Source organism: Sporomusa sp. 246TCP1 (genome assembly GCF_057319775.1).
The window spans coordinates 2,151,671-2,170,725 of record NZ_CM170492.1 but is presented as its reverse complement, the minus strand read 5'-3'; the positions used below and the strand labels follow the sequence as shown (position 1 = coordinate 2,170,725).

Here is a 19,055-nt window from a genome sequence, read left to right as displayed (position 1 = left end):
ATATTATGGTTTCAACCTTCAACTGAATATATTGAGATAGGTGCCCATTAGGGCTTAATAGGGAAGACCGGTTAAAAACCGGCGCGGTCCCGCCACTGTAACGGGGAGTAAGCTTAAGATATACCACTGGGACAACAGTCTTGGGAAGGTTTAAGCAAACCATGATCCGGAGCCAGGAGAACTGCCTGTCTGACAATCACCGTTTTTCACCCACGCGGTATGGGGAGGGGATTACAGTTAAGTGCTATTAAGTATTTTGCTGAATTCACTCCTGGCTTTAAACCAGGAGTTTTTCATTTCACTTTACTGTTTCACTCCCTGCTTTTTTGGCAGGAGTATATCTTTTGCCACTTCTCTTTCATGCTCATTTAAGTATGTCTTATTTGCCGCGGGGTATAAACCTGGAGGATGTAATGAAGCACTAGAAGAGTGAAGTAAGAAACCGGGGAGGAAAATTCATGAATTTTAAAAAGACAGCAGCGTTATTCTACTAGTATTGTTTTGTTTTACCATGCTTGGTTGCGGCGGCAGCAAAGATACCGGCGCCAATAAAGAAAAAACCGAGCTGATATATGCCAACTAAGGCTGTTGCCATCAAAGGCTTGCAGGGAGTTGCATTTAGCGATTCTCAATATGAAATCCCCTTTGAAAAGATGTATTTTGGAAACTAAACAACCTATTGATATGACCATGAACAAATTTTTCTGGATTGGAGAGATCTGATGAAAAATTATATCTTCAAGCGAATTCTTTGGATGATTCCGATTTTTATCGGAATTTCCTTCTTTTCGTTCATTTTGATTAATTTAAGTCCCAGTGATCCGGCTGAAGTGGCTATTCGTGTAAGCGGCACTACACCTACTGCAGAAAATGTTGCTGAGATCCGGCAGGAACTGGGGCTGGATAAACCCTTTATGACCCGCTATGCTGATTGGATAACCAATGCTCTGCACGGCGATTTCGGCAAATCTTATATTACCAGAAAACCGGTTATCAGTGAATTTGCCGCAGCCATTCCCGCTACTTTGTATCTGGCCGGCGTAGCATTGGTTATCATCCTGACGGTATCGGTGGCTGCCGGTGTATTCTGTGCCTTACAGGAAGGCAGTGCCGGTGATATATTTATTCGCGGCCTTGTCTTTGTGGGGACAGCCATACCGTCCTTCTGGGTTGGGATTCTGTTGATGTGGCTTTTCGCTGTAGAAATTCCTATCTTTCCGACCAGCGGTATGAGAACGCCCGATTCAGTCGTTTTACCGGCAGTGACATTAGCTCTTGGTTATATCGCCACCTATGTACGCTTGATCCGTAACAACATGATTCAAAATGAACATGCCAATTTCGTTTTATATGCTAAAGTCAGAGGTTTGAAAAACAGCACCATTACCAGGCATGTTTTGAAAAATTCCTTACATTCGTCATTAACTGCTTTGGGAATGTCTATTCCGAAGCTCATTGCCGGTACTGTTGTCATTGAAAATATTTTTGCCTGGCCCGGGGTGGGGCGTCTTTGTGTTACCGCTATTTTTGACCGGGATTTCCCCACCATTCAGGCGTATGTGTTAATTATGGCCATATTATTTGTAGTCTGCAATCTGCTGGTAGATATTGGCGTGACTGTTATTGATCCCAGAATGCGGCAGGAGGAGGGATAACGATGGCAGGTTTTTGGACAAGATTTAAAGCCGATAAAATAGCACTAATTATGGCTGCTTTTTTAGGTATTGTCATTTTACTCTCGCTGCTGGCACCACTGATAGCGCCTTATAATCCTGCTGCCCAGGATATTGCCAACAAGTTTGCCCCGCCTTCAGCCGAACACTTACTAGGAACAGATCAACTGGGTCGGGATATGTTGTCCCGGATTTTATGGGGCGGTCAAATAACAGTGCTTTGGTCGCTTGCCACTATGTTTTGTACAATCAGTATCGGTATTGTATTAGGAGTTATTGCCGGTTATTTCCGGGGCAGGATAGATGAAGTCATTATGCGTTTCTGTGATATTATGCTGTCTTTTCCTAACGAGGTACTGATTTTGGCGATTATCGGTGTATTGGGAACGGGAATTTTCAATATTCTTCTCGCAATGGTTATCGCCAAATGGGCCTGGTATGTCAGGATGATCCGTTCCATCGTGATTCAGTTTATGGATAAGAACTACATTTATTTTGCCCGGGTGTCTGGCTGCAGTGCCAGGTATATTATTCAAAACCATCTGCTGCCAGGCGCTATGGGAGAAATCTGCGTGCTGGCTACTCTGGATGCAGGCGGCATCATTTTGAATATTTCCGCCTTGTCCTTTTTAGGTTTGGGTGTTCAGCCTCCTAACGCGGAATGGGGAATGATGCTTAATGAGGCCAAAAAGGTTTTGACGATTAATCCTTGGCAGATGCTGCCGCCGGGGTTTGCCATTTTTCTGGTGGTTGCCGCTTTTAATTTTTTGGGTGACAGTGTTCAGGAAGCTTTGGATCCACAACTCAATAAAAGCAGTAAAAAACGTCTGTCTATTTTTAAACGCAAGAAGGCGGTGGCTTAATGGATAATTTACTGGTTGTACGGAATTTAAAGGTTACTGATCTGCGGAATCAAGAGGAAGTCATTCACGGCGTCAGTTTTGAACTAAAAAAGAATAGTTGTCTGGGGATTGTAGGCGAAAGCGGCAGCGGCAAGTCCATGACGGCTAAAGCTATCCTGGGTCTAACCAATCCCTGGATGCACACGGAAGGAGCGGCAAAGTTTTCAAGCGAACAGGGCACTCTGGATTTGTTGCAACAGGAGGCAAATACACTGCGATCTATCAGGGGACAACGCATTTGCATGATTTTGCAGGATGCTATGTCGGCATTTGATCCGCTGGCAAAAATCGGCAGTCAAATGGCTGAAACTTTCATCGAGAATAAAGGGTTTTCCCGATCAGAAGCTATGACTATGGCTTTGGCCGCTTTGAGGATAGTCAATATGCCTGACCCGGAACAGGTACTCAAAAAATATCCCCATCAGCTTTCCGGCGGTATGCTGCAGCGCTGTATGGTGGCGATAGCTTTGGCTATGAAACCCGATATTATTGTGGCTGATGAACCTACAACCGCTTTGGATTCCATTAATCAGCGTTTAGTTGTGGAAGAGTTTAAGCTGCTAAGGCAGCAAACAGGAGCGGCTTTGATTTTCATTTCCCATGATCTGGGTGTGGTGCAGTATCTTTCTGATCAGCTTTTGGTTATGCGCTGCGGGGAGCGGGTGGAATACGGCGAAGCAAAATCGATATTCCAGAATCCTCAGCATGAATATACGAAGTATTTGATTGACAGCAGGCGCGAGTTGGCCCAGTCTTTCCAAAAATCCATGAAACGGAGGGCGGTCAGTGCCTAATTTAGTTGAAATTAATAATGTTGAAAAAAGCTATGTAAAAGCCGGCGGCAATTTTAGCAGTAGTAGAGTCAAGGTATTAAAAGGAGTTACCTTTGCTATTGAGGAAGGCCTATGCGTGGGTCTTATCGGTGAAAGCGGCAGTGGCAAAAGTACGCTGTCCCGGCTGATTTTAGGGCTTGAAAAGCCTGATAAAGGCGCTGTTTTAATTGAGGGGCAGCCTGTGCCAGAGTGGATCAAAGCCAATCAGGGAAAAATGAGCGTGGTCTTTCAGGACTATACTTCTTCAGTCAATCCTAAGTACACCATCAAAGAAACTATCGCTGAACCCATACGCGCCATGAATTATGCGGGAAACTTAGAGGATAGAATTGATGCTCTTCTGGCTAAAGTAAGCTTGTCGCCTGATCTAAAAGACCGCTATCCTCATGAACTGAGCGGTGGGCAGGTTCAGCGTGTCTGTATTGCCAGAGCCATTTCCACCAATCCGAGATTTATCGTTCTGGATGAAGCCATCAGTTCCTTGGACGTATCTGTTCAAACACAGGTAATGAATCTGCTTCATCAACTTCGCCTGGAAATGAAAATGACATATCTTTTTGTAGCTCATGATCTGCAGGCTGTGGCTCATTTGTGCAATAAAATTGTATTTTTGTACAGAGGGGAAGTTGTGGAACAGCTCATGAGCGCAGATTTGGTTAATGCGCAAAATGAGTATGCAAAATCACTGCTGGCATCGGTTATTCCCTTTGATGTATAAACTGGAAATAAAAGCTGTATTGGCACTTGCTGTACCTACTGTCATTGAAAATTTTTTATTGACCAATGTTGGGTTTGTGGATACTTTTTTTGTATCACAAATCGGTTTGCATGAAGTCGCTGCTGTCGGAATGGCTAATGCTATTGTAGCAATTTATATCGCGGTATTTCTGGCAATGGGAATTGGAACGTCCTCGCTAATTGCTCAGTGCATGGGGGCGGGGGAAGTAGATAAAGCTAAAGCAATAGCAAGGCAGTCAACCTCTTTTATATTCAAAAATCAAAAGTATCTTTTCCCTTGCTCAAAGGATCATCCAGTGCATTTACACTTCCTTTGCTGAGGATTTCCGGTCCGGCAGTTATTGAACGTTTGGTTATGCGTCTAGGGCAGTTGTTTTATGCAGGACTAATTGTACAGATTGGAACCGATGTCTACACGGCTTTTCTGTAGGCAGGGAAGCCTCCTTTATTTATATAAGGGAGGTCTATTAGCTATTATTATTCAGGGGGAGGTAGCTATGCTCAAACGATTTATTTTGTATTACCGTCCACATCTGCCACTATTTTTTCTTGATTTCTCTTGTGCCACGCTCATGGCCGCCATAGATCTGGTATTTCCCTTGGCTGTACGGCAGGTTATTGATCATATCCTGCCAGCAGGGGATATTTCCCTGCTGCTATGGGCAGGCGTCGGACTGCTAATCATGTATATGGCAAGTTATGCACTGCAATATACAGTGGAGTACTTCGGCCATGTACTTGGGGCTAAAATGGAGTATGACATGCGCCAGGAACTGTTTGCCCATGTGCAGAAACTGACATTTCGCTATTTCGACAATACCAAGACGGGATATATAATGTCCCGGATTGTCAATGATCTCTTTGAGATCTCCGAGTTTGCCCACCATACACCTGAAGGGATTTTTATCGTCCTTATCACCATGACCGGAAGTTTTTTTATTTTGCTTACACTTAACTGGCAATTAAGTTTGCTTACATTTTTGTTTGTACCATTTATGTTATGGTTTGCCTTGGTCAGGAACCGCCAATTAAAAGATTCTTTCCGGGATATGCGGCTTAAAGTAGCTGATATTAATGCCCAGGTAGAAGACAGCATTTCCGGCATCCGAATAGTCAAAGCCTATGCTAATGAGTGGTATGAACAAGATAAATTTACCCGGAGAAACAGCGATTTTCTTGCGGTTCGCAAACAGGCGTTACGGATTTTTGGGTCTTATCATAGTGGTATCAGTTTTTTCACTAATATAATTTATTTAACAGTACTCATTGCTGGGGGGATATATATTCATCATGGGTGGCTGACGATGGGTGAGTTTATCGGCTTTTTGCTATATATCTCTATTTTCTTTAACCCTATCAAACGCATTACCGGGCTGACTGAGATGTATCAAAAAGGCATGGTCGGTTTTCGCCGTTTTGTGGAAATATTGGATATGGAACCAGATATCGTCGATACTCCCGGCGCCAAAAATCTCACCAAAGTCAACGGACACATTGTGTTTGATCAAGTGACATTTAGTTACAATGACAAGCACAATGTGCTAGAAAGTCTCAATCTTACAATTCAGCCAGGAGAGACGGTGGCGTTCGTTGGTCCATCTGGTGGTGGTAAAACCACCTTGTGCAGCCTTATTCCCCGATTTTACGAAATTGAGCAAGGCCGGATACTGATTGATGGCATTGACATCAGGCAAGTGACGCAAAAATCACTACGGGAAAATGTCGGTATTGTCCAACAAGACGTGTTTTTATTTTCTGATACTGTCAGGGAAAATATTGCGTATGGCAAAATTGGCGCTAGCGATGAGGAGATTATTGCTGCAGCTAAGCGAGCAAATGCCCATGATTTTATTACAGAGCTGGAACAAGGCTATGATACGTTTATCGGTGAACGGGGTGTCAAACTTTCCGGCGGGCAAAAACAACGGATTGCTATCGCGCGAATGTTCCTGAAAAACCCACCCATTCTTATTCTTGATGAAGCGACCTCAGCACTGGATAATGAGACTGAGCGGGTCATTCAGCAGGCCTTAACCAAGTTGTCCTGTAACCGCACAACATTGGTAATTGCTCATAGGCTGGCTACTATTCGTGGCGCGGACCGGATTATCGTGCTTACCGATGAAGGAATTGTGGAAGAAGGCTCGCACGCGGAATTATTGGATAAAGCTGGTTTTTATGCTCGGCTGTACGCGGCCCAGTTTGATGGGTATTTACCTGATGTTGTATAGGATACTGGATTTAGCTGAATATATAAAGAAATGCTTGAAACTATTGACAATGTAGTTGCTTTTCTATAGTATAAATAATACAAGTAAGTAATTTAATATTATTGAGTTAGGTGCCCATATGGGCTTAATAGGGAAGACCGGTGAAATACCGGCGCGGTCCCGCCACTGTAACGGGGAGCAAGCTTAAGATATACCACTGAAACAACCGTTTTGGGAAGGTTTAAGCAAGCCATGATCCGAAGTCAGGAGAACTACCTAACTGACAATCACCGTTTTTCACCCACGCGGTATGGGGAGGGGATTACAGTTAGCAATTCTTCTGGGATATTCCAAGAAGTTTGTGATTTGGCTGAATTCACTCCTGGTATAAAAAACCAGGAGTTTCCTATTTTAACAGAATATTGACAGAGTCAGGTGCCCGTAAGGACTTAATAGGGAAGACCGGTGAAATACCGGCGCGGTCCCGCCACTGTAATGGGGAGCAAGCTTAAGATATGCCACTGGGATGAAACCGTCTTGGGAAGGTTTAAGCAAGCCATGATCCAAAGCCAGGAGAACTGCCTGAGTAACAGTCACCGATTTACCCACGAGGTATGGGGAGGGGATTATATATATTTAACAAGTTTTCGAAAGACCTTCCTTACTATATAAGGGAGGTCTCTTTTTTTAGTTAGAGCTAAATGGATGAAATTTACAAGGAGATGAATTAACGTATGCAACATACTGCTGTATATCCATTTGCTGCCATTGTTGGGCAAGAGGACATGAAATTGGCACTCATATTAAATGTAATTAACCCCCTGCTGGGTGGGGTATTAATCAAAGGAGAAAAAGGAACAGCCAAATCAACAGCCGTTAGAGCGCTGGCCGATCTATTGCCTGCCATGGAGGTTAGCAAAAGCTGTCCTTTTCATTGTGATCCGGCAGATAGCAGCCATTGGTGTGATGTCTGCCGGGAAAAAATGGGACAGGAACAGGGTCTGGCTACTCAGTCTGTCAAGATGCGGGTGGTAGAACTGCCTGTTAGTGCAACCGAGGATCGTGTTGTTGGTACGCTGGATATTGAACATGCCATCAAGCAGGGGGAAAAGAAATTTGACCCCGGCCTGTTAGCACAGGCTAATCGCAATATTTTGTATGTAGATGAAATTAACCTTTTAGATGATCATGTTGTTGATGTGTTGTTGGATGCCGCCGCCATGGGAGTCAATACTGTGGAACGCGAGGGTGTATCTTATTCCCACCCGGCCCGGTTTGTGCTGGTTGGCACAATGAACCCGGAAGAAGGTGATATCCGGCCGCAGTTATTAGACCGCTTCGGATTATCAGTGGTTGTGACCGGAGAAAACCAGCCCGAGTGGCGGGTGGAGGTTATTAAACGGCGTTTGGCCTATGAAAAGGATACAGACAGCTTTGCCCGGCAATACCAGGAGGAACAGGAAACCCTGGCAAAAAGCATTATACAGGCCCAACTTTTGCTGCCCCAGGTAACCATTAAGGATGAGCTGCTCCTGCTTGTCGCCAAACTGGCCATTGCGCTTGATGTTGATGGCCACCGGGCCGATATTACCGTTATTAAGACCGCCATGACGCTGACTGCCTTTGCCGGACGGACGGAAGTAAAGTCAGAAGACGTAAAAAAAGCTGCGCGTCTGGCGCTGCCTCACCGGATGCGGCGGCGCCCCTTTGAGGATGGCACGTTGGACTGGGATAAAGTAGAAGCTGTGTTTGCGCAGCAATAAGCCAAACGGGAGGAATGCTATAATGCAGCGCATGATATTTCCGTTTGCGGCTATTGTCGGGCAGGAAGCTGTCAAGCGAGCGCTTTTGATTGCGGTTGTCAACCCCAAGGCTGGAGGTGTTTTGGTGGCAGGGGAAAAGGGCACAGCCAAATCGACGCTGGTGCGTTCTTTGGCAGAAATTATTGGTGAAACCAAGTTGATTGAGCTGCCGCTCAATGCCACTGAGGATATGGTGTTTGGTGGTTTGGATATGCAGCATGCTGTCGAACGTGGCGAGCGCCGCTTTTTGCCGGGATTGCTTGCCAGGGCCCATAACCATATTCTCTATGTTGATGAAGTTAATTTGCTGCGCCATGACTTTTTGGGCAGTCTTTTAGATGCAGCTACGACCGGTATGCACCAAGTGGAGCGCGAAGGAATTTCCTGCGTACATGAAGCAGCTTGTACTCTTATCGGTACTATGAATCCGGAGGAGGGAAGCTTATCCCCCCAGATTCTTGACAGGTTTGGATTATATGCTGCTGTCAGCCGGGAACAAAATGAGGTTCAACGGGCTGAAATTGTACGGCGGATTCTGGATTGCGAAGCCCAACCGGAAAAATTTTGTCAGCGTTATGCTGCTGACATGGAAGAAATCAAACAGCAGGTGGCTGCTGCTAAAAGCCTGCTCCCTGATATTACTATAGCTGAACCTATGATGCTGCTTTCAGCACAGATGTGTGCTAAGGCACATTCGGCAGGTCACCGGGCTGAACTGTTCTTATTGGAAGTCGCGCGGGCGATTGCAGCACTTGCCGGGCGCACCTATTTATTGCCTTGTGATCTGGACGAAGCTGCCTGTTATGTACTGCCGCAGCGCATGCGCCAGGAGGAACAACCGCTGCCGCCCGAACCACCTGAGCAAGATCAGGATCAGGAACAACCACCTGATGACGAAGATTCTGCCGACCAACAGGAAACTCAGCCACCACCGCCTGATTCGCGCTCAGACCAGCAAAACCCGGAAGAGTCGGAAGAACAGACAGATCCTCCTGCTGAGCAGCCGGAAAGTGAGGGCAGCGATCAGGAAAAAGTGGCCGATATTGATACTGATTTTCCCTTTGTCCGGATGGAATTATCGTTGCCCCAGGATCGGCAGGAACGACGAGGCAGCGGCAAACGCAGTTTAACGCGTACTGATACCAAGCAGGGACGCTATGTGCGTGCAGGTATCCCGAACGGGCCGGTGACTGATTTGGCCTTTGATGCTACCTTGCGGGCGGCGGCGTCTTATCAGAAGTTCCGCGCCAGAAACAAATGCGCCATTGCTATTGAACACGAAGATTTGCGGCAAAAAATCCGGGAAAAGCGCATTGGCAGTACTTTCTTATTTGTCGTGGATGCCAGTGGTTCCATGGGCGCGCGGGAACGGATGCGGGCCGTCAAGGGTGCTGTGTGCGCCATGCTGCAGGACGCGTATCAAAAGCGGGATCAAGTGGGTTTGATTGCCTTTAGGCGGCAGACTGCCGAGGTGCTGTTGCCTATTACCCGCAGCGTGGATTTGGCGCAAAAATGTTTGCGCCATCTGCCGACAGGTGGTAAAACGCCACTGGCAGAAGGTTTGAGAGTAGCCTTGACCGTACTGACTTCCCACCGGCAAAAAGAACAGGAAATGAAGTCGGTGCTGGTACTTGTTACCGATGGGCGGGCCAATACCGCCGCCGCCGGCGGTGATGGTATGGCTGATGCCCTAAAAATAGCAAGCAAGATAAATATGGCAGGCGTACATAGTGTGGTTATTGATACCGAGAATGATTTCGTTAAGCTGGGTTTGGCTCGGACAGTAGCCAGTGAAATGGGATCTACCTATTATAGTCTGCGTGATTTGTCAGAAAACAACATTATGCACATTGTTAAAAACTTATCGTAAACAAGGTGCAGCAAGCAAAACGGAGGAGTAAAAATGAGCTTTATAGTTGAGTGTTTTAGTATATTTCATAAAGGCGGCCCAGTCATGTATTTGATTTTGGCGTGTTCCATACTGGTGGCGGCCATTGGGGTGGAACGGTTTTTGTATTATAGGAAAATGAACACCGATATGCAGCAGTTTACCGCGCAGCTTACCCCTTTACTGGAACGTGCCAACTGGGGCGCTGCCTGTGAATTATGCCGGCAGACCCAAGGCATTGCCGCTGCGGTGGCTGCCAAAGGCATTCGTTATGTGCAGTGCGGCTGCACTAATGTAGAAAGTGTGCTTGAAGGGGAAGCGGCTTTGGCTGTCGCCAGTCTACGGACTAATTTAAGCCATCTGGACACCATTGTAACCATTGCACCGCTTCTTGGTCTCCTGGGAACCGTTGTTGGCATGATTGGTTCTTTTAGTGTTATGAATATCAAAGCTGGTCAGCCCCAGGCCATTACCGGCGGTGTTGGGGAAGCGCTCATTGCTACGGCATCGGGCTTGTGTGTAGCCACCTTGGCCATGATTATATATAGTTATTTTAACCATAGGTTAGATCAACTAATCACCAATATTGAACAGTCCTGTCTGTTGGTGTTGGGGCATATCAAACAGGAGAAACGTCATGAAATTGCGTAATCTGCGTTCAGAACATCAGCCTAAACTGATGATTATTCCGATGATTGATATTATCTTCTTTTTGCTGGTGTTTTTTATTATGAGTACTCTTTATATGGTTGACCAGCAAACTATCCCTGTTAATTTGCCCCAGGCAGCTGCGGCGCAGAACGATAAACCGCGCAGTGTGGCGGTTACCGTTACCAAAGAGGGCCGGATTTTATTTGATCAGGAAGATATTCCACTGGAAATGTTAAAAAAACGGGTACAGCTGGAAATGAATAAGCAGAGCGACCTGGTTTTTATCCTGCGTTCTGATAAAACTGCCGAATACGGCAAAGTTGTGGCTGTTCTCGATGAATTGAAACTAGCGGGAGCCTACAGAGTGGCTATCGCTACTGAAAGGAAGGATAAGTAATGGAATTGGCGGCAGGTTTACGTTGGCGAAAAGCTATGGTTATTTCCCTGCTCGTGCACAGTATTGTGTTAACCGGTGCCGGCTGGTTGGTTAATAAGGCGTTACTGCCTGTTGAAATGCCGCCGGAGACGCTGATTGAGCTGGAGTTAGCCAATGGGCCGGAAGGACCGGAAGGGCCGGAAGGCTCATCCTTGGCGGCTGCTGCCCCAGCGGCCGCGCCAGCCAGTCCAGCTGCTGCGGCCAGTCCGGCGCCTGTGTCTAATCTGCCTAATCTGCCGCAGCCCACACCGGTTCAGCCGGCACCTGTAGCTGAGTCGGTGATGCCAGAGCCGGTAGTAGCGGTTAGTGCTATGGCGTTGGTAGGCGTTGACAGTGGCGCTATTGCGGCTGCCAGTGAATCGGCTGGTGGTGATGGAGGTGGTGGAACTTCGGCCGGCGGCGGTAGTTCTCAAGGAGGCGAGGGTTCCGGCAGTGGCAATGGTATGTCCGGGGGAGGTTCTGGCAGTGCCGGGGGCGTCATTCCACCAGGAATATTGTCACGTCGGGAACCAAATTATCCAGAGCAAGCACGCCAGGGAGGTATTGAGGGCACAGTAGTTCTCAGAATTGAAATTCTGGAGAATGGACATGCCGGTGATGTGACTATTGCTGAATCCAGCGGCTCAGATCTTTTAGATGATGCTGCTGTAGCTGCTGTTCAGCGCTGGCGTTTTGTTCCGGCCAAAATGAGAGGGACAGGTCAAAGAATTGCCTGTCAAACTACCATGCCGGTAGTGTTTAAACTGCGAGCGTGAACTTATGAATTCTTGTAAAGAGGTTTACAAACATGATTCAGATAAGCAATTTGGTTAAAAAATTTAGCGAGCGTACTGCGGTTGACGGAATCTCATTGCATATCAAACAAGGAGAAATTTTTGGTTTGTTGGGGCCGAACGGAGCAGGTAAAACGACCATGATTCGAATGCTGACAATGCTGACCCGGCCTACTGCCGGTATGCTAAGCATAAATGGTTGGCAGTTGCCGCAGGATGAGCAAAAAGTCAAGCAAATACTGGGCATTGTACCCCAGCATTTTAATCTTGATGCAGACTTGACAGCCCGTGAAAACCTGGAGCTGCACGGCAGGCTGCAGCATATTCCCCGTGAGAAGCGCAGGCAGCGTATTCTTGAACTCCTGGAATATGTAGAACTTGCCGAACGTACTGATGATAAGGTACAGAACCTTTCCGGCGGCATGAAACGGCGGCTGATGATTGCCAGGGCACTCTTACACGAGCCACAGGTCTTATTTCTTGATGAACCGACAGTTGGTCTTGATCCCCAAGTCCGGCGGCGGCTATGGGATTTGATCAGACGTATGGCTAATGATAAGCTGACAGTTATGCTGACAACCCATTACATTGAAGAAGCCGAGTTTTTGTGCGGACGGGTGGCCATTTTAGAAAATGGCAGGCTGATTGCACTAAACAGTCCGGCAGAATTATGTCAGCGCTTAGGCGTCTATGTTGTGGAGTGGAGTGTTGATGAAGGCCGTCAGACTAAGTTCTTTCACAGCCGGGAAGAAGCGGCTGTGTTTGCCGGGACATTGACCATGACAACCACCATTCGGCGTTCCAATCTGGAAGATGTTTTTGTAGAGCTAACAGGCAGAAAGGTGGTGGACTAATGTTACAGGATATTGCAACTGTATTTTGGCGGGATTGGGTTGTTTTGCAGCGACGGCTGGGAACTTTTATTCTTTCGCGCATGATCACGCCAGTTTTGTACTTGGTGGCTTTTGGCTGGGGCGTGGGTCGGAGTGTACAGGTTAGTCAGGGTAATTACCTGGATTATATTGTACCAGGCATTCTTGCTCTTAATTCTATGAATATTAGCTTTAACTCAGTAGCTTCACCGCTCAATATGAGCCGGTTATACCATAAAACACTGGAAGAATATTTGGTTGCTCCGATTAGTTCGCTATCATTTATTATTGGCAAGGTATTGGCAGGAACCTTGCGCGGCATGATTTCGTCAGTGATTATTATTCTCTTGGCCTTTGTATTTGGAGCTAAATTTCAGATGACTATATTATTTTGGTTTGTTATTATCTTAAATTGTCTCGTCTTTTCAAGTTTAGGCTTTGTGGCGGCAATGCTTATTAATTCCCATGAAGATATGGGGAACTTCAGTACCTATGTGCTGCTGCCAATGTCATTTTTATGTGCAACCTTTTTCAGCATCGACAAATTACCGGCTATTGTCCGGTGGGTGCTTGAGCTTTTGCCGCTGACACATGCCAGCCATGCTTTGAGGGCTATCGGCAGTGGCAGCGAGCCGGCAGGTCTGTCTTGGCTGGTTATGCTGGTGTATATCGTAGTGTTGTTAGCCATTAGCGTTTGGACTATGGAAAAGGTACGCGAGTAAGAGAAAGTGGTAAAGGAAAAATGTCTATAAAGTGACTAATAAACAAGGATATTTGGATACAAGGAGTGTACTTCATGAAGAAGCTAGTAAACAAAAAAGGGTTAGTACGAAAAATCGCAATTGGAATGTTAGCTCCGACTACCGTTATGTTATTGGCAAGTACGGTAAGCGCGGCGGAACAAGAGGCTTTTAACTTAGATCCAATTGTTGTAACTGCGCAACGTTATGCCACAAAGGATTTGGATACACCGGCAGCAATCAGTGTGTATACTCAGGAAGAATTAAAGGCAACCGGAGCAACGAGTGTGATTGAGGCGCTAAAGTATAGTGAAGGCATTATTTATCATGCCCAAGGGCCGATGGGGAATGCCCAGGGCACGATGACCAGTAAAATTATTATCCGCGGCGTAGAAAAAGGAACATTAGTGTTACTAGATGGTGTACCACTAAATCTGCATGGACGCTATAATTTAGAAGACATCCCGCTGGATGATGTTGAAAAAATTGAAGTGATTCGCGGCGGCGGTTCGGTATTATACGGCAGTGAAGCAACTGGTGGGGTTATCAATATTATTTCCAAGAGTAAAAAAAACAATAGTATATCAGCCTCTGTCGGCAATAACGGCACGCAAAATCATAATATAAGCTTCCAGGCTGGTAAATTTGGTATGAATTATTCTATTAATAAAACAGATGAAATTGACCATATCTCTGGTGGTTATACCAGAAGCACAACGGCATCTACAAGTGCTAGCTATGTTCCTAAACGATATTATGATTTCTCCGGTAATGACCGGGAAGCCTTGTCTTGGCGCTATACATTTGATGACAATTGGGATTTCAGTCATTCGTATGGTACGAGTGATTCAACCTATTTCTATCGTCATGCCGAAACGGCAAATAAAGCGATGGTTGGCAGCCTCAGTTCAGCCAGTAATTTTGATACAACCTATAATCGAATGCAATTAAACTATAAAAAAGATAATGTAAAAGGTACTTTATATTTCAATCAAAAGGAAATGGATAACAATAAAACCGAGTATTGGGCTACTGTAAGTAAAAAATATCAACAACTGACTACGCCGAGTATAACCAATGGTACTGACAAAGACCGAACAATTGGCTTAGATGTGCAAAACAGCTGGAAGTTAAAAGATGATACCTTACTTATCGGTATTAATGCCCAAAGAGAAAGCTATGATGCTAAAGAAAAGGTTGATAGCGGCGACTGGGATATTCGCGCCTTTGACCGTAACGTATATTCTGTTTACGGGCAATATGATCATAAGCTAAATCCTTCGTCAAATATCATCCTGAGCGCCCGGGAAACTTGGACAGACGGTGCTGTCGATAATAAGGATTATAGTAAATTTACACCCCAACTACAATACTTGAAAAAGCTAGGAAATAACACCAGCTTTTATGCTAATGCCGGAATGTCTTTCATGATGCCTACCTTTACTCAGATATACGGTTCAGCTGGCAGGGTAAAAGGCAATCCCAGTGTTAAACCACAGGAAGGAAAACATTATGAAATAGGATTAAAACGGAACACTGATATTCATGCCTGGCGGTTAGCTGTGTTTAACTATGCGATAGATGATAGTATTTCAACGACTTATGTCGAAAGTACAGATACCTTTAACACGACCAATGAAGACATTAAAAATACCGGAATTGAATTATCCTGCAATATTAATAATGGCGGTGGCTGGCATACCAACTGGGGAATTTCCTATAGTAATCCGCAAAAATATGAAACAGATAAAAATGGGGATAGCGAAGGCTGGCATCGCTACTATGGTAAGCTGCAGCTAAACGGGGGAATAAACTATACCAATGAAAAATGGAAGGCGGCGCTTACAGCTACCTATTTAGCTTCCCGTGAACGGGATACTGCTACTGGCGGCAGCATTAAGCCAATGTTATTAACAGGTGCTAATGTCAGATATAACTTGGCGGCTGATAGAGAGATCTTTTTAACAGTAGACAATCTATTTGACCGCAAGGATATTACTTCTCATTCCACGTCTGAATACTATACCTTGGGAAGAACCTTCCAGTTAGGTTATAAAATGAGTTTATAGGTTACATGATTATAAATAAAATCTATACTGATGGAGGTTCATTATGAAAAACGGTAGAAAAAGCGATAAGAAACTTATTGTGTCGGCTTGTTGTGTTTTGACATTATCAGCATTTCTAAACTGTTATAATATTGGGACTGCACATGCTAATGAACATACTAATGATAATGCTTCGTATGAATTAGATACTTATACGGTAAAAGCTTCGAGATATAAAGAAACCTCGACTGATACGTTAAGTGACTTATCGGTTAATAATAAGTATGTAGTTACTAAAGAAGATATTGAACGTAAGCAGGCCCGGACGGTAGCTCAAGCTTTGAACGGCATTCCAGGCTTGATGGTTACGCAACTAGCAGGCGGACATGAAAGATTTGATATGCGAGGACAGGGTGCAACAGCCGCCAGTAATGTAATTGTCTTATATAACGGCATTCCTTTAAATTCTATTGATATGGCCGGCGTTAACACCAGACAGATTGCTGTTGAGCAGATTGAACGTATTGAAGTTATACCGGGTGGCGGTATGGTTATGTATGGTGATGGTGCTATCGGTGGTATTATAAATATTATTACTTCTTTGCCTAAAGATAAAGAGTATTTCGGGAACATTGATACCGGACGCAGTTCATGGGATGGAAAATATGTGAACGGGACGGTGGGCGGTAAGGTTAATGAAAATTTTGTTATTCAAGGTTCGTATAGTAATTGGCAAAATGACGGCTATCGTATGCACTCAGCACAAGACAATTCGCAATACTCTTTTAATGGACGTTATTTTTTAAAAAACGGCTATATAGATACTAGATATAGTCACAGCGATAATAGTTTCGAAAACCCGGGCATGTCTGATCCTAATACTTTGGCAAAATATGGACCTAAATATGGATATGAATATTTTTGGGATAATTACAGATATGAAACAGACAATTTTCAATTGGCTTACAATAGTCAACTTTCCGATAAATTAGGATTACTGGTTTACGGAGGACATTCTAAAGGTGATATGAAATATGTTTCTGCTGATCCGTGGGGAATGGGCAGTTCGGTTTATCTGACCGACCGTGAACAAGATTATATTAAAACACAGTTAAAATATAATTATGGCAATGAAAATTATTTTGTTTTTGGTCATGATTACAGCAACGGTGAAGTCGATAGTTCTTCTTCCAAAGCCGAACGTAAAAACAATGCTTTTTATATTATGAATAAACATAATGTCGGTAAATTCCAACTTATTGAAGGATATAGGCATGAAAAGTTTGATGTTAGTGCTGGAAGCAAATATTCTTCCAAAGATTATAATTTTAATACTAACAGTATTGAATTTTCTGCATTATATCCTTATTCCGTCAAAGGCAATATTTATTTTAACTTCAGTCAAGGGACAAGAATCCCTAATGTTGATGAACTTAATTTGTGGTCAGGTGATTTGGAACCGCAAAAAACTCGCAATTTTGAAATAGGCGTGAGGGAACAATTTGGTATAACCACAGCTAATTTATCGACATTTATAAGTAATACCGAAAATGAAATAGTGTATTATCCTGATCCCCGCAAAACATATTTTTCCGGCAAAAATATGAATTTTGACGGCGATATAAAACGTACGGGTGTAACTTTAGCTTTGGATCATCAGTTTGATAAGTGCTCGTTACATGAAAATATTTCTTATGTTAATCCTAAGATCACTTCGGGTGCGTATGAGGGAAATAGATTCCCTGGAGTATCTAAATTAATTTCTAATGTGGGATTTTCCTACTCTTTTACTAATAAATTGACATTGAACGGGGATTGGTATTACTATGATGGGCGTTTAGCTGAAGATGATTTTAAGAATAAGTATTATAATATAAAAAACAAATATAAAGTATTTGATAGCTATTCTTTATTTAATGTAAATCTTGACTACAAAGTTGATAGTAATTTAAATATTTATATGGGGATGCGAAATGCTACCAATCGCCAGTATGCTACGGTAATAACCAGCAGCATTGCCATATATCCTGAAAATGGTCGTGAAGTATATGCCGGAATGAAATACAAATTTTGATTTTGGATAAAAAATTACAGGCGATACCGGCGCGGTCCCGCCTGTAATGGGAGTTAACCCAAGGTTATACCACAAACAATAGAAACTCTGTTTAGATTCAAACCCCTTTCTGGATTCCGGAAAGGGGTATATTAATTAATGCGTTGTATCTAAAGGTGTAAAAAATTTTTCAATTATTTCAGGAATATATTTGAAATTTTTAGTGTCATAGGTTATAATTTATAACGATAATGATAATCATTATATATACAGTAATTATCATTATCGTTATAAACAGCCTGAAATTTACTGTTTATAACCTATTATTTAACTATCTGGGAGTAGGTTCGCATCCTCATCCAGAAAATAACAAGGGAGAAGATGACACAATGGATTTATTGAACCAAAGTTTTGCCTTATTTCACAAAGGTGGTCCGGTAATGTATCTCTTGGCTCTTTGTTCACTGGTGGTTGTAAGCATTAGTGTGGAGCGGTACTGGTATTACCGGGGGTTGTCAACTAACGGGATGGAATTTTTGGAAAAACTAAAGCCGCTGCTGGCCGAGCAGAATCTGAGCAAGGCTGTACACTTTTGCGAACAAATGCCGGCGGCAATATCCCAGATAACCTTGCAGGGACTCCAGGCTTATCAGCAGGGAGATGATGTGCCTGGAGTATTGGAGAATGCTGCTGTGATCACGGCAGCACGGCTCAGATCTTATCTTAATTATCTGAGTGGTATTGTAACCCTGGCTCCTTTACTTGGTTTACTGGGGACAGTTACTGGGATGATCCAATCTTTTAGTGTACTTAATATCCAGTCCGGACAGCCGATGGCCATTACCGGCGGTGTCGGTGAGGCGTTGGTGGCGACTGCTACCGGCCTAAGTGTTGCAGTACTGGCATTTGTCGCCAATATTATCTTTACTCATCGTCTGGATCATCTGGTGACCGATATGGAACAAACCTGTGCCGTTGTTATCGCTGCTCTGCGAAAATGGCCGGTGCGGAGGCAAAAACATGAGATTGCGTAGCTTGCGGGTGGAAGAGCAGCCACAACTGATGATTATTCCGATGATTGATATTATATTTTTTTTGCTGGTTTTTTTCATGATGAGTACATTATACATGGTGGAGCAGCATACTATGCCGGTCAGCCTGCCGCAGGCGACTGCCGTACAGCAGGATACACAGCGCAATATTAATGTTACCGTCACGCAGGATGGACGGATACTGTTTGAACAGGAAGAACTTCCACTGGCGCTGCTAAAAAAGAGGGTAGGAATGGAAGTCGCCGGTCAGCCTGACAAAGTATTTGTCCTCCGGGCTGATAAACAAGTGGAATATGGTCAGGTTATCAACGTTTTAGATGAACTGAAACTGGCCGGCGCCCGCAAGGTAGCGGTGGCAGCCGAAGTGAAAGCGAGGTAATTGGT

Annotated in this window: 17 protein-coding genes and 3 riboswitches; all 17 genes read left to right on the top strand. The window is 44.4% G+C overall.

What is annotated here, in order from left to right; genetic code table 11:
• Positions 1–21 precede the first annotated feature (21 nt).
• Positions 22–203: riboswitch (cobalamin riboswitch) on the top strand.
• Between the two features lie 519 nt (positions 204–722).
• Entirely contained in the window at positions 723–1,655 is a 933-nt protein-coding gene (gene opp1B / locus AC1ECB_RS10565; protein WP_485668662.1) for a nickel/cobalt ABC transporter permease, read from the top strand.
• A 2-nt stretch (positions 1,656–1,657) separates the two neighbouring features.
• Positions 1,658–2,536, top strand: coding sequence for a nickel/cobalt ABC transporter permease (opp1C, locus tag AC1ECB_RS10560; protein ID WP_485668661.1), 879 nt, complete (start codon positions 1,658–1,660; stop codon positions 2,534–2,536).
• Positions 2,536–3,369, top strand: a complete 834-nt coding sequence (locus AC1ECB_RS10555; RefSeq protein WP_485668660.1) for an ABC transporter ATP-binding protein — start codon at positions 2,536–2,538, stop codon at positions 3,367–3,369. The genes opp1C and AC1ECB_RS10555 overlap by 1 nt, the downstream gene beginning before the upstream one ends.
• Complete coding sequence (locus AC1ECB_RS10550) at positions 3,362–4,126, top strand: ABC transporter ATP-binding protein (protein ID WP_021170452.1); 765 nt, start codon at positions 3,362–3,364, stop codon at positions 4,124–4,126. Before AC1ECB_RS10555 ends, AC1ECB_RS10550 begins: the two co-directional genes overlap by 8 nt.
• A 19-nt stretch (positions 4,127–4,145) precedes the next feature.
• A complete protein-coding gene (locus tag AC1ECB_RS10545) occupies positions 4,146–4,466 on the top strand; it encodes an MATE family efflux transporter (RefSeq protein WP_485668659.1) in 321 nt (106 codons plus the stop codon).
• Positions 4,467–4,643: 177 nt separating this feature from the next.
• The gene (locus AC1ECB_RS10540; RefSeq protein WP_485668658.1) at positions 4,644–6,377 is read left to right on the top strand and encodes an ABC transporter ATP-binding protein; all 1,734 of its coding nucleotides are present in this window, start codon (positions 4,644–4,646) and stop codon (positions 6,375–6,377) included.
• Positions 6,378–6,468: 91 nt separating this feature from the next.
• A riboswitch (cobalamin riboswitch) is annotated at positions 6,469–6,650 on the top strand.
• Positions 6,651–6,772: 122 nt separating this feature from the next.
• Positions 6,773–6,956: riboswitch (cobalamin riboswitch) on the top strand.
• Between the two features lie 134 nt (positions 6,957–7,090).
• Positions 7,091–8,119, top strand: a complete 1,029-nt coding sequence (locus tag AC1ECB_RS10535) for a magnesium chelatase ATPase subunit I (RefSeq protein WP_485668657.1) — start codon at positions 7,091–7,093, stop codon at positions 8,117–8,119.
• Positions 8,120–8,141: 22 nt separating this feature from the next.
• Entirely contained in the window at positions 8,142–10,028 is a 1,887-nt protein-coding gene (locus AC1ECB_RS10530) for a VWA domain-containing protein (protein ID WP_485668656.1), read from the top strand.
• A 33-nt stretch (positions 10,029–10,061) separates the two neighbouring features.
• On the top strand, positions 10,062–10,697 hold the full coding sequence (locus AC1ECB_RS10525) for a MotA/TolQ/ExbB proton channel family protein (protein ID WP_485668655.1): 636 nt from the start codon (positions 10,062–10,064) through the stop codon (positions 10,695–10,697).
• Entirely contained in the window at positions 10,684–11,094 is a 411-nt protein-coding gene (locus tag AC1ECB_RS10520) for an ExbD/TolR family protein (protein ID WP_485668654.1), read from the top strand. Before AC1ECB_RS10525 ends, AC1ECB_RS10520 begins: the two co-directional genes overlap by 14 nt.
• Positions 11,094–11,888: an energy transducer TonB gene (locus tag AC1ECB_RS10515; RefSeq protein ID WP_485668653.1), complete on the top strand. Its 795-nt coding sequence runs from the start codon at positions 11,094–11,096 to the stop codon at positions 11,886–11,888. Before AC1ECB_RS10520 ends, AC1ECB_RS10515 begins: the two co-directional genes overlap by 1 nt.
• Before the next feature lie 32 nt (positions 11,889–11,920).
• Positions 11,921–12,760 (top strand): ABC transporter ATP-binding protein, encoded by an 840-nt coding sequence (locus AC1ECB_RS10510; protein ID WP_485668652.1) that lies wholly within the window; start codon positions 11,921–11,923, stop codon positions 12,758–12,760.
• Entirely contained in the window at positions 12,760–13,500 is a 741-nt protein-coding gene (locus AC1ECB_RS10505) for an ABC transporter permease (RefSeq protein ID WP_485668651.1), read from the top strand. Before AC1ECB_RS10510 ends, AC1ECB_RS10505 begins: the two co-directional genes overlap by 1 nt.
• Before the next feature lie 74 nt (positions 13,501–13,574).
• Entirely contained in the window at positions 13,575–15,587 is a 2,013-nt protein-coding gene (locus AC1ECB_RS10500; RefSeq protein ID WP_485668650.1) for a TonB-dependent receptor plug domain-containing protein, read from the top strand.
• Positions 15,588–15,630: 43 nt separating this feature from the next.
• Positions 15,631–17,640: a TonB-dependent receptor gene (locus tag AC1ECB_RS10495; RefSeq protein WP_485668649.1), complete on the top strand. Its 2,010-nt coding sequence runs from the start codon at positions 15,631–15,633 to the stop codon at positions 17,638–17,640.
• 368 nt (positions 17,641–18,008) lie between these two features.
• Positions 18,009–18,653: a MotA/TolQ/ExbB proton channel family protein gene (locus AC1ECB_RS10490; protein ID WP_485668648.1), complete on the top strand. Its 645-nt coding sequence runs from the start codon at positions 18,009–18,011 to the stop codon at positions 18,651–18,653.
• Positions 18,640–19,050 carry an ExbD/TolR family protein gene (locus AC1ECB_RS10485; RefSeq protein ID WP_485668647.1) on the top strand — a complete coding sequence of 137 codons (411 nt, stop codon included), beginning with the start codon at positions 18,640–18,642 and terminating at the stop codon, positions 19,048–19,050. The genes AC1ECB_RS10490 and AC1ECB_RS10485 overlap by 14 nt, the downstream gene beginning before the upstream one ends.
• The last annotated feature ends 5 nt before the right edge of the window (positions 19,051–19,055 follow it).

What these genes read in the sequence shown, in the direction of transcription:
- opp1B (WP_485668662.1), top strand. Translation starts at nt 723, where the DNA reads ATGAAAAATTATATCTTCAAGCGAATTCTTTGGATGATTCCGATTTTT.
- opp1C (WP_485668661.1), top strand. Translation starts at nt 1,658, where the DNA reads ATGGCAGGTTTTTGGACAAGATTTAAAGCCGATAAAATAGCACTAATT.
- AC1ECB_RS10555 (WP_485668660.1), top strand. Translation starts at nt 2,536, where the DNA reads ATGGATAATTTACTGGTTGTACGGAATTTAAAGGTTACTGATCTGCGG.
- AC1ECB_RS10540 (WP_485668658.1), top strand. Translation starts at nt 4,644, where the DNA reads ATGCTCAAACGATTTATTTTGTATTACCGTCCACATCTGCCACTATTT.
- AC1ECB_RS10535 (WP_485668657.1), top strand. Translation starts at nt 7,091, where the DNA reads ATGCAACATACTGCTGTATATCCATTTGCTGCCATTGTTGGGCAAGAG.
- AC1ECB_RS10530 (WP_485668656.1), top strand. Translation starts at nt 8,142, where the DNA reads ATGCAGCGCATGATATTTCCGTTTGCGGCTATTGTCGGGCAGGAAGCT.
- AC1ECB_RS10525 (WP_485668655.1), top strand. Translation starts at nt 10,062, where the DNA reads ATGAGCTTTATAGTTGAGTGTTTTAGTATATTTCATAAAGGCGGCCCA.
- AC1ECB_RS10520 (WP_485668654.1), top strand. Translation starts at nt 10,684, where the DNA reads ATGAAATTGCGTAATCTGCGTTCAGAACATCAGCCTAAACTGATGATT.
- AC1ECB_RS10515 (WP_485668653.1), top strand. Translation starts at nt 11,094, where the DNA reads ATGGAATTGGCGGCAGGTTTACGTTGGCGAAAAGCTATGGTTATTTCC.
- AC1ECB_RS10510 (WP_485668652.1), top strand. Translation starts at nt 11,921, where the DNA reads ATGATTCAGATAAGCAATTTGGTTAAAAAATTTAGCGAGCGTACTGCG.
- AC1ECB_RS10505 (WP_485668651.1), top strand. Translation starts at nt 12,760, where the DNA reads ATGTTACAGGATATTGCAACTGTATTTTGGCGGGATTGGGTTGTTTTG.
- AC1ECB_RS10500 (WP_485668650.1), top strand. Translation starts at nt 13,575, where the DNA reads ATGAAGAAGCTAGTAAACAAAAAAGGGTTAGTACGAAAAATCGCAATT.
- AC1ECB_RS10495 (WP_485668649.1), top strand. Translation starts at nt 15,631, where the DNA reads ATGAAAAACGGTAGAAAAAGCGATAAGAAACTTATTGTGTCGGCTTGT.
- AC1ECB_RS10490 (WP_485668648.1), top strand. Translation starts at nt 18,009, where the DNA reads ATGGATTTATTGAACCAAAGTTTTGCCTTATTTCACAAAGGTGGTCCG.
- AC1ECB_RS10485 (WP_485668647.1), top strand. Translation starts at nt 18,640, where the DNA reads ATGAGATTGCGTAGCTTGCGGGTGGAAGAGCAGCCACAACTGATGATT.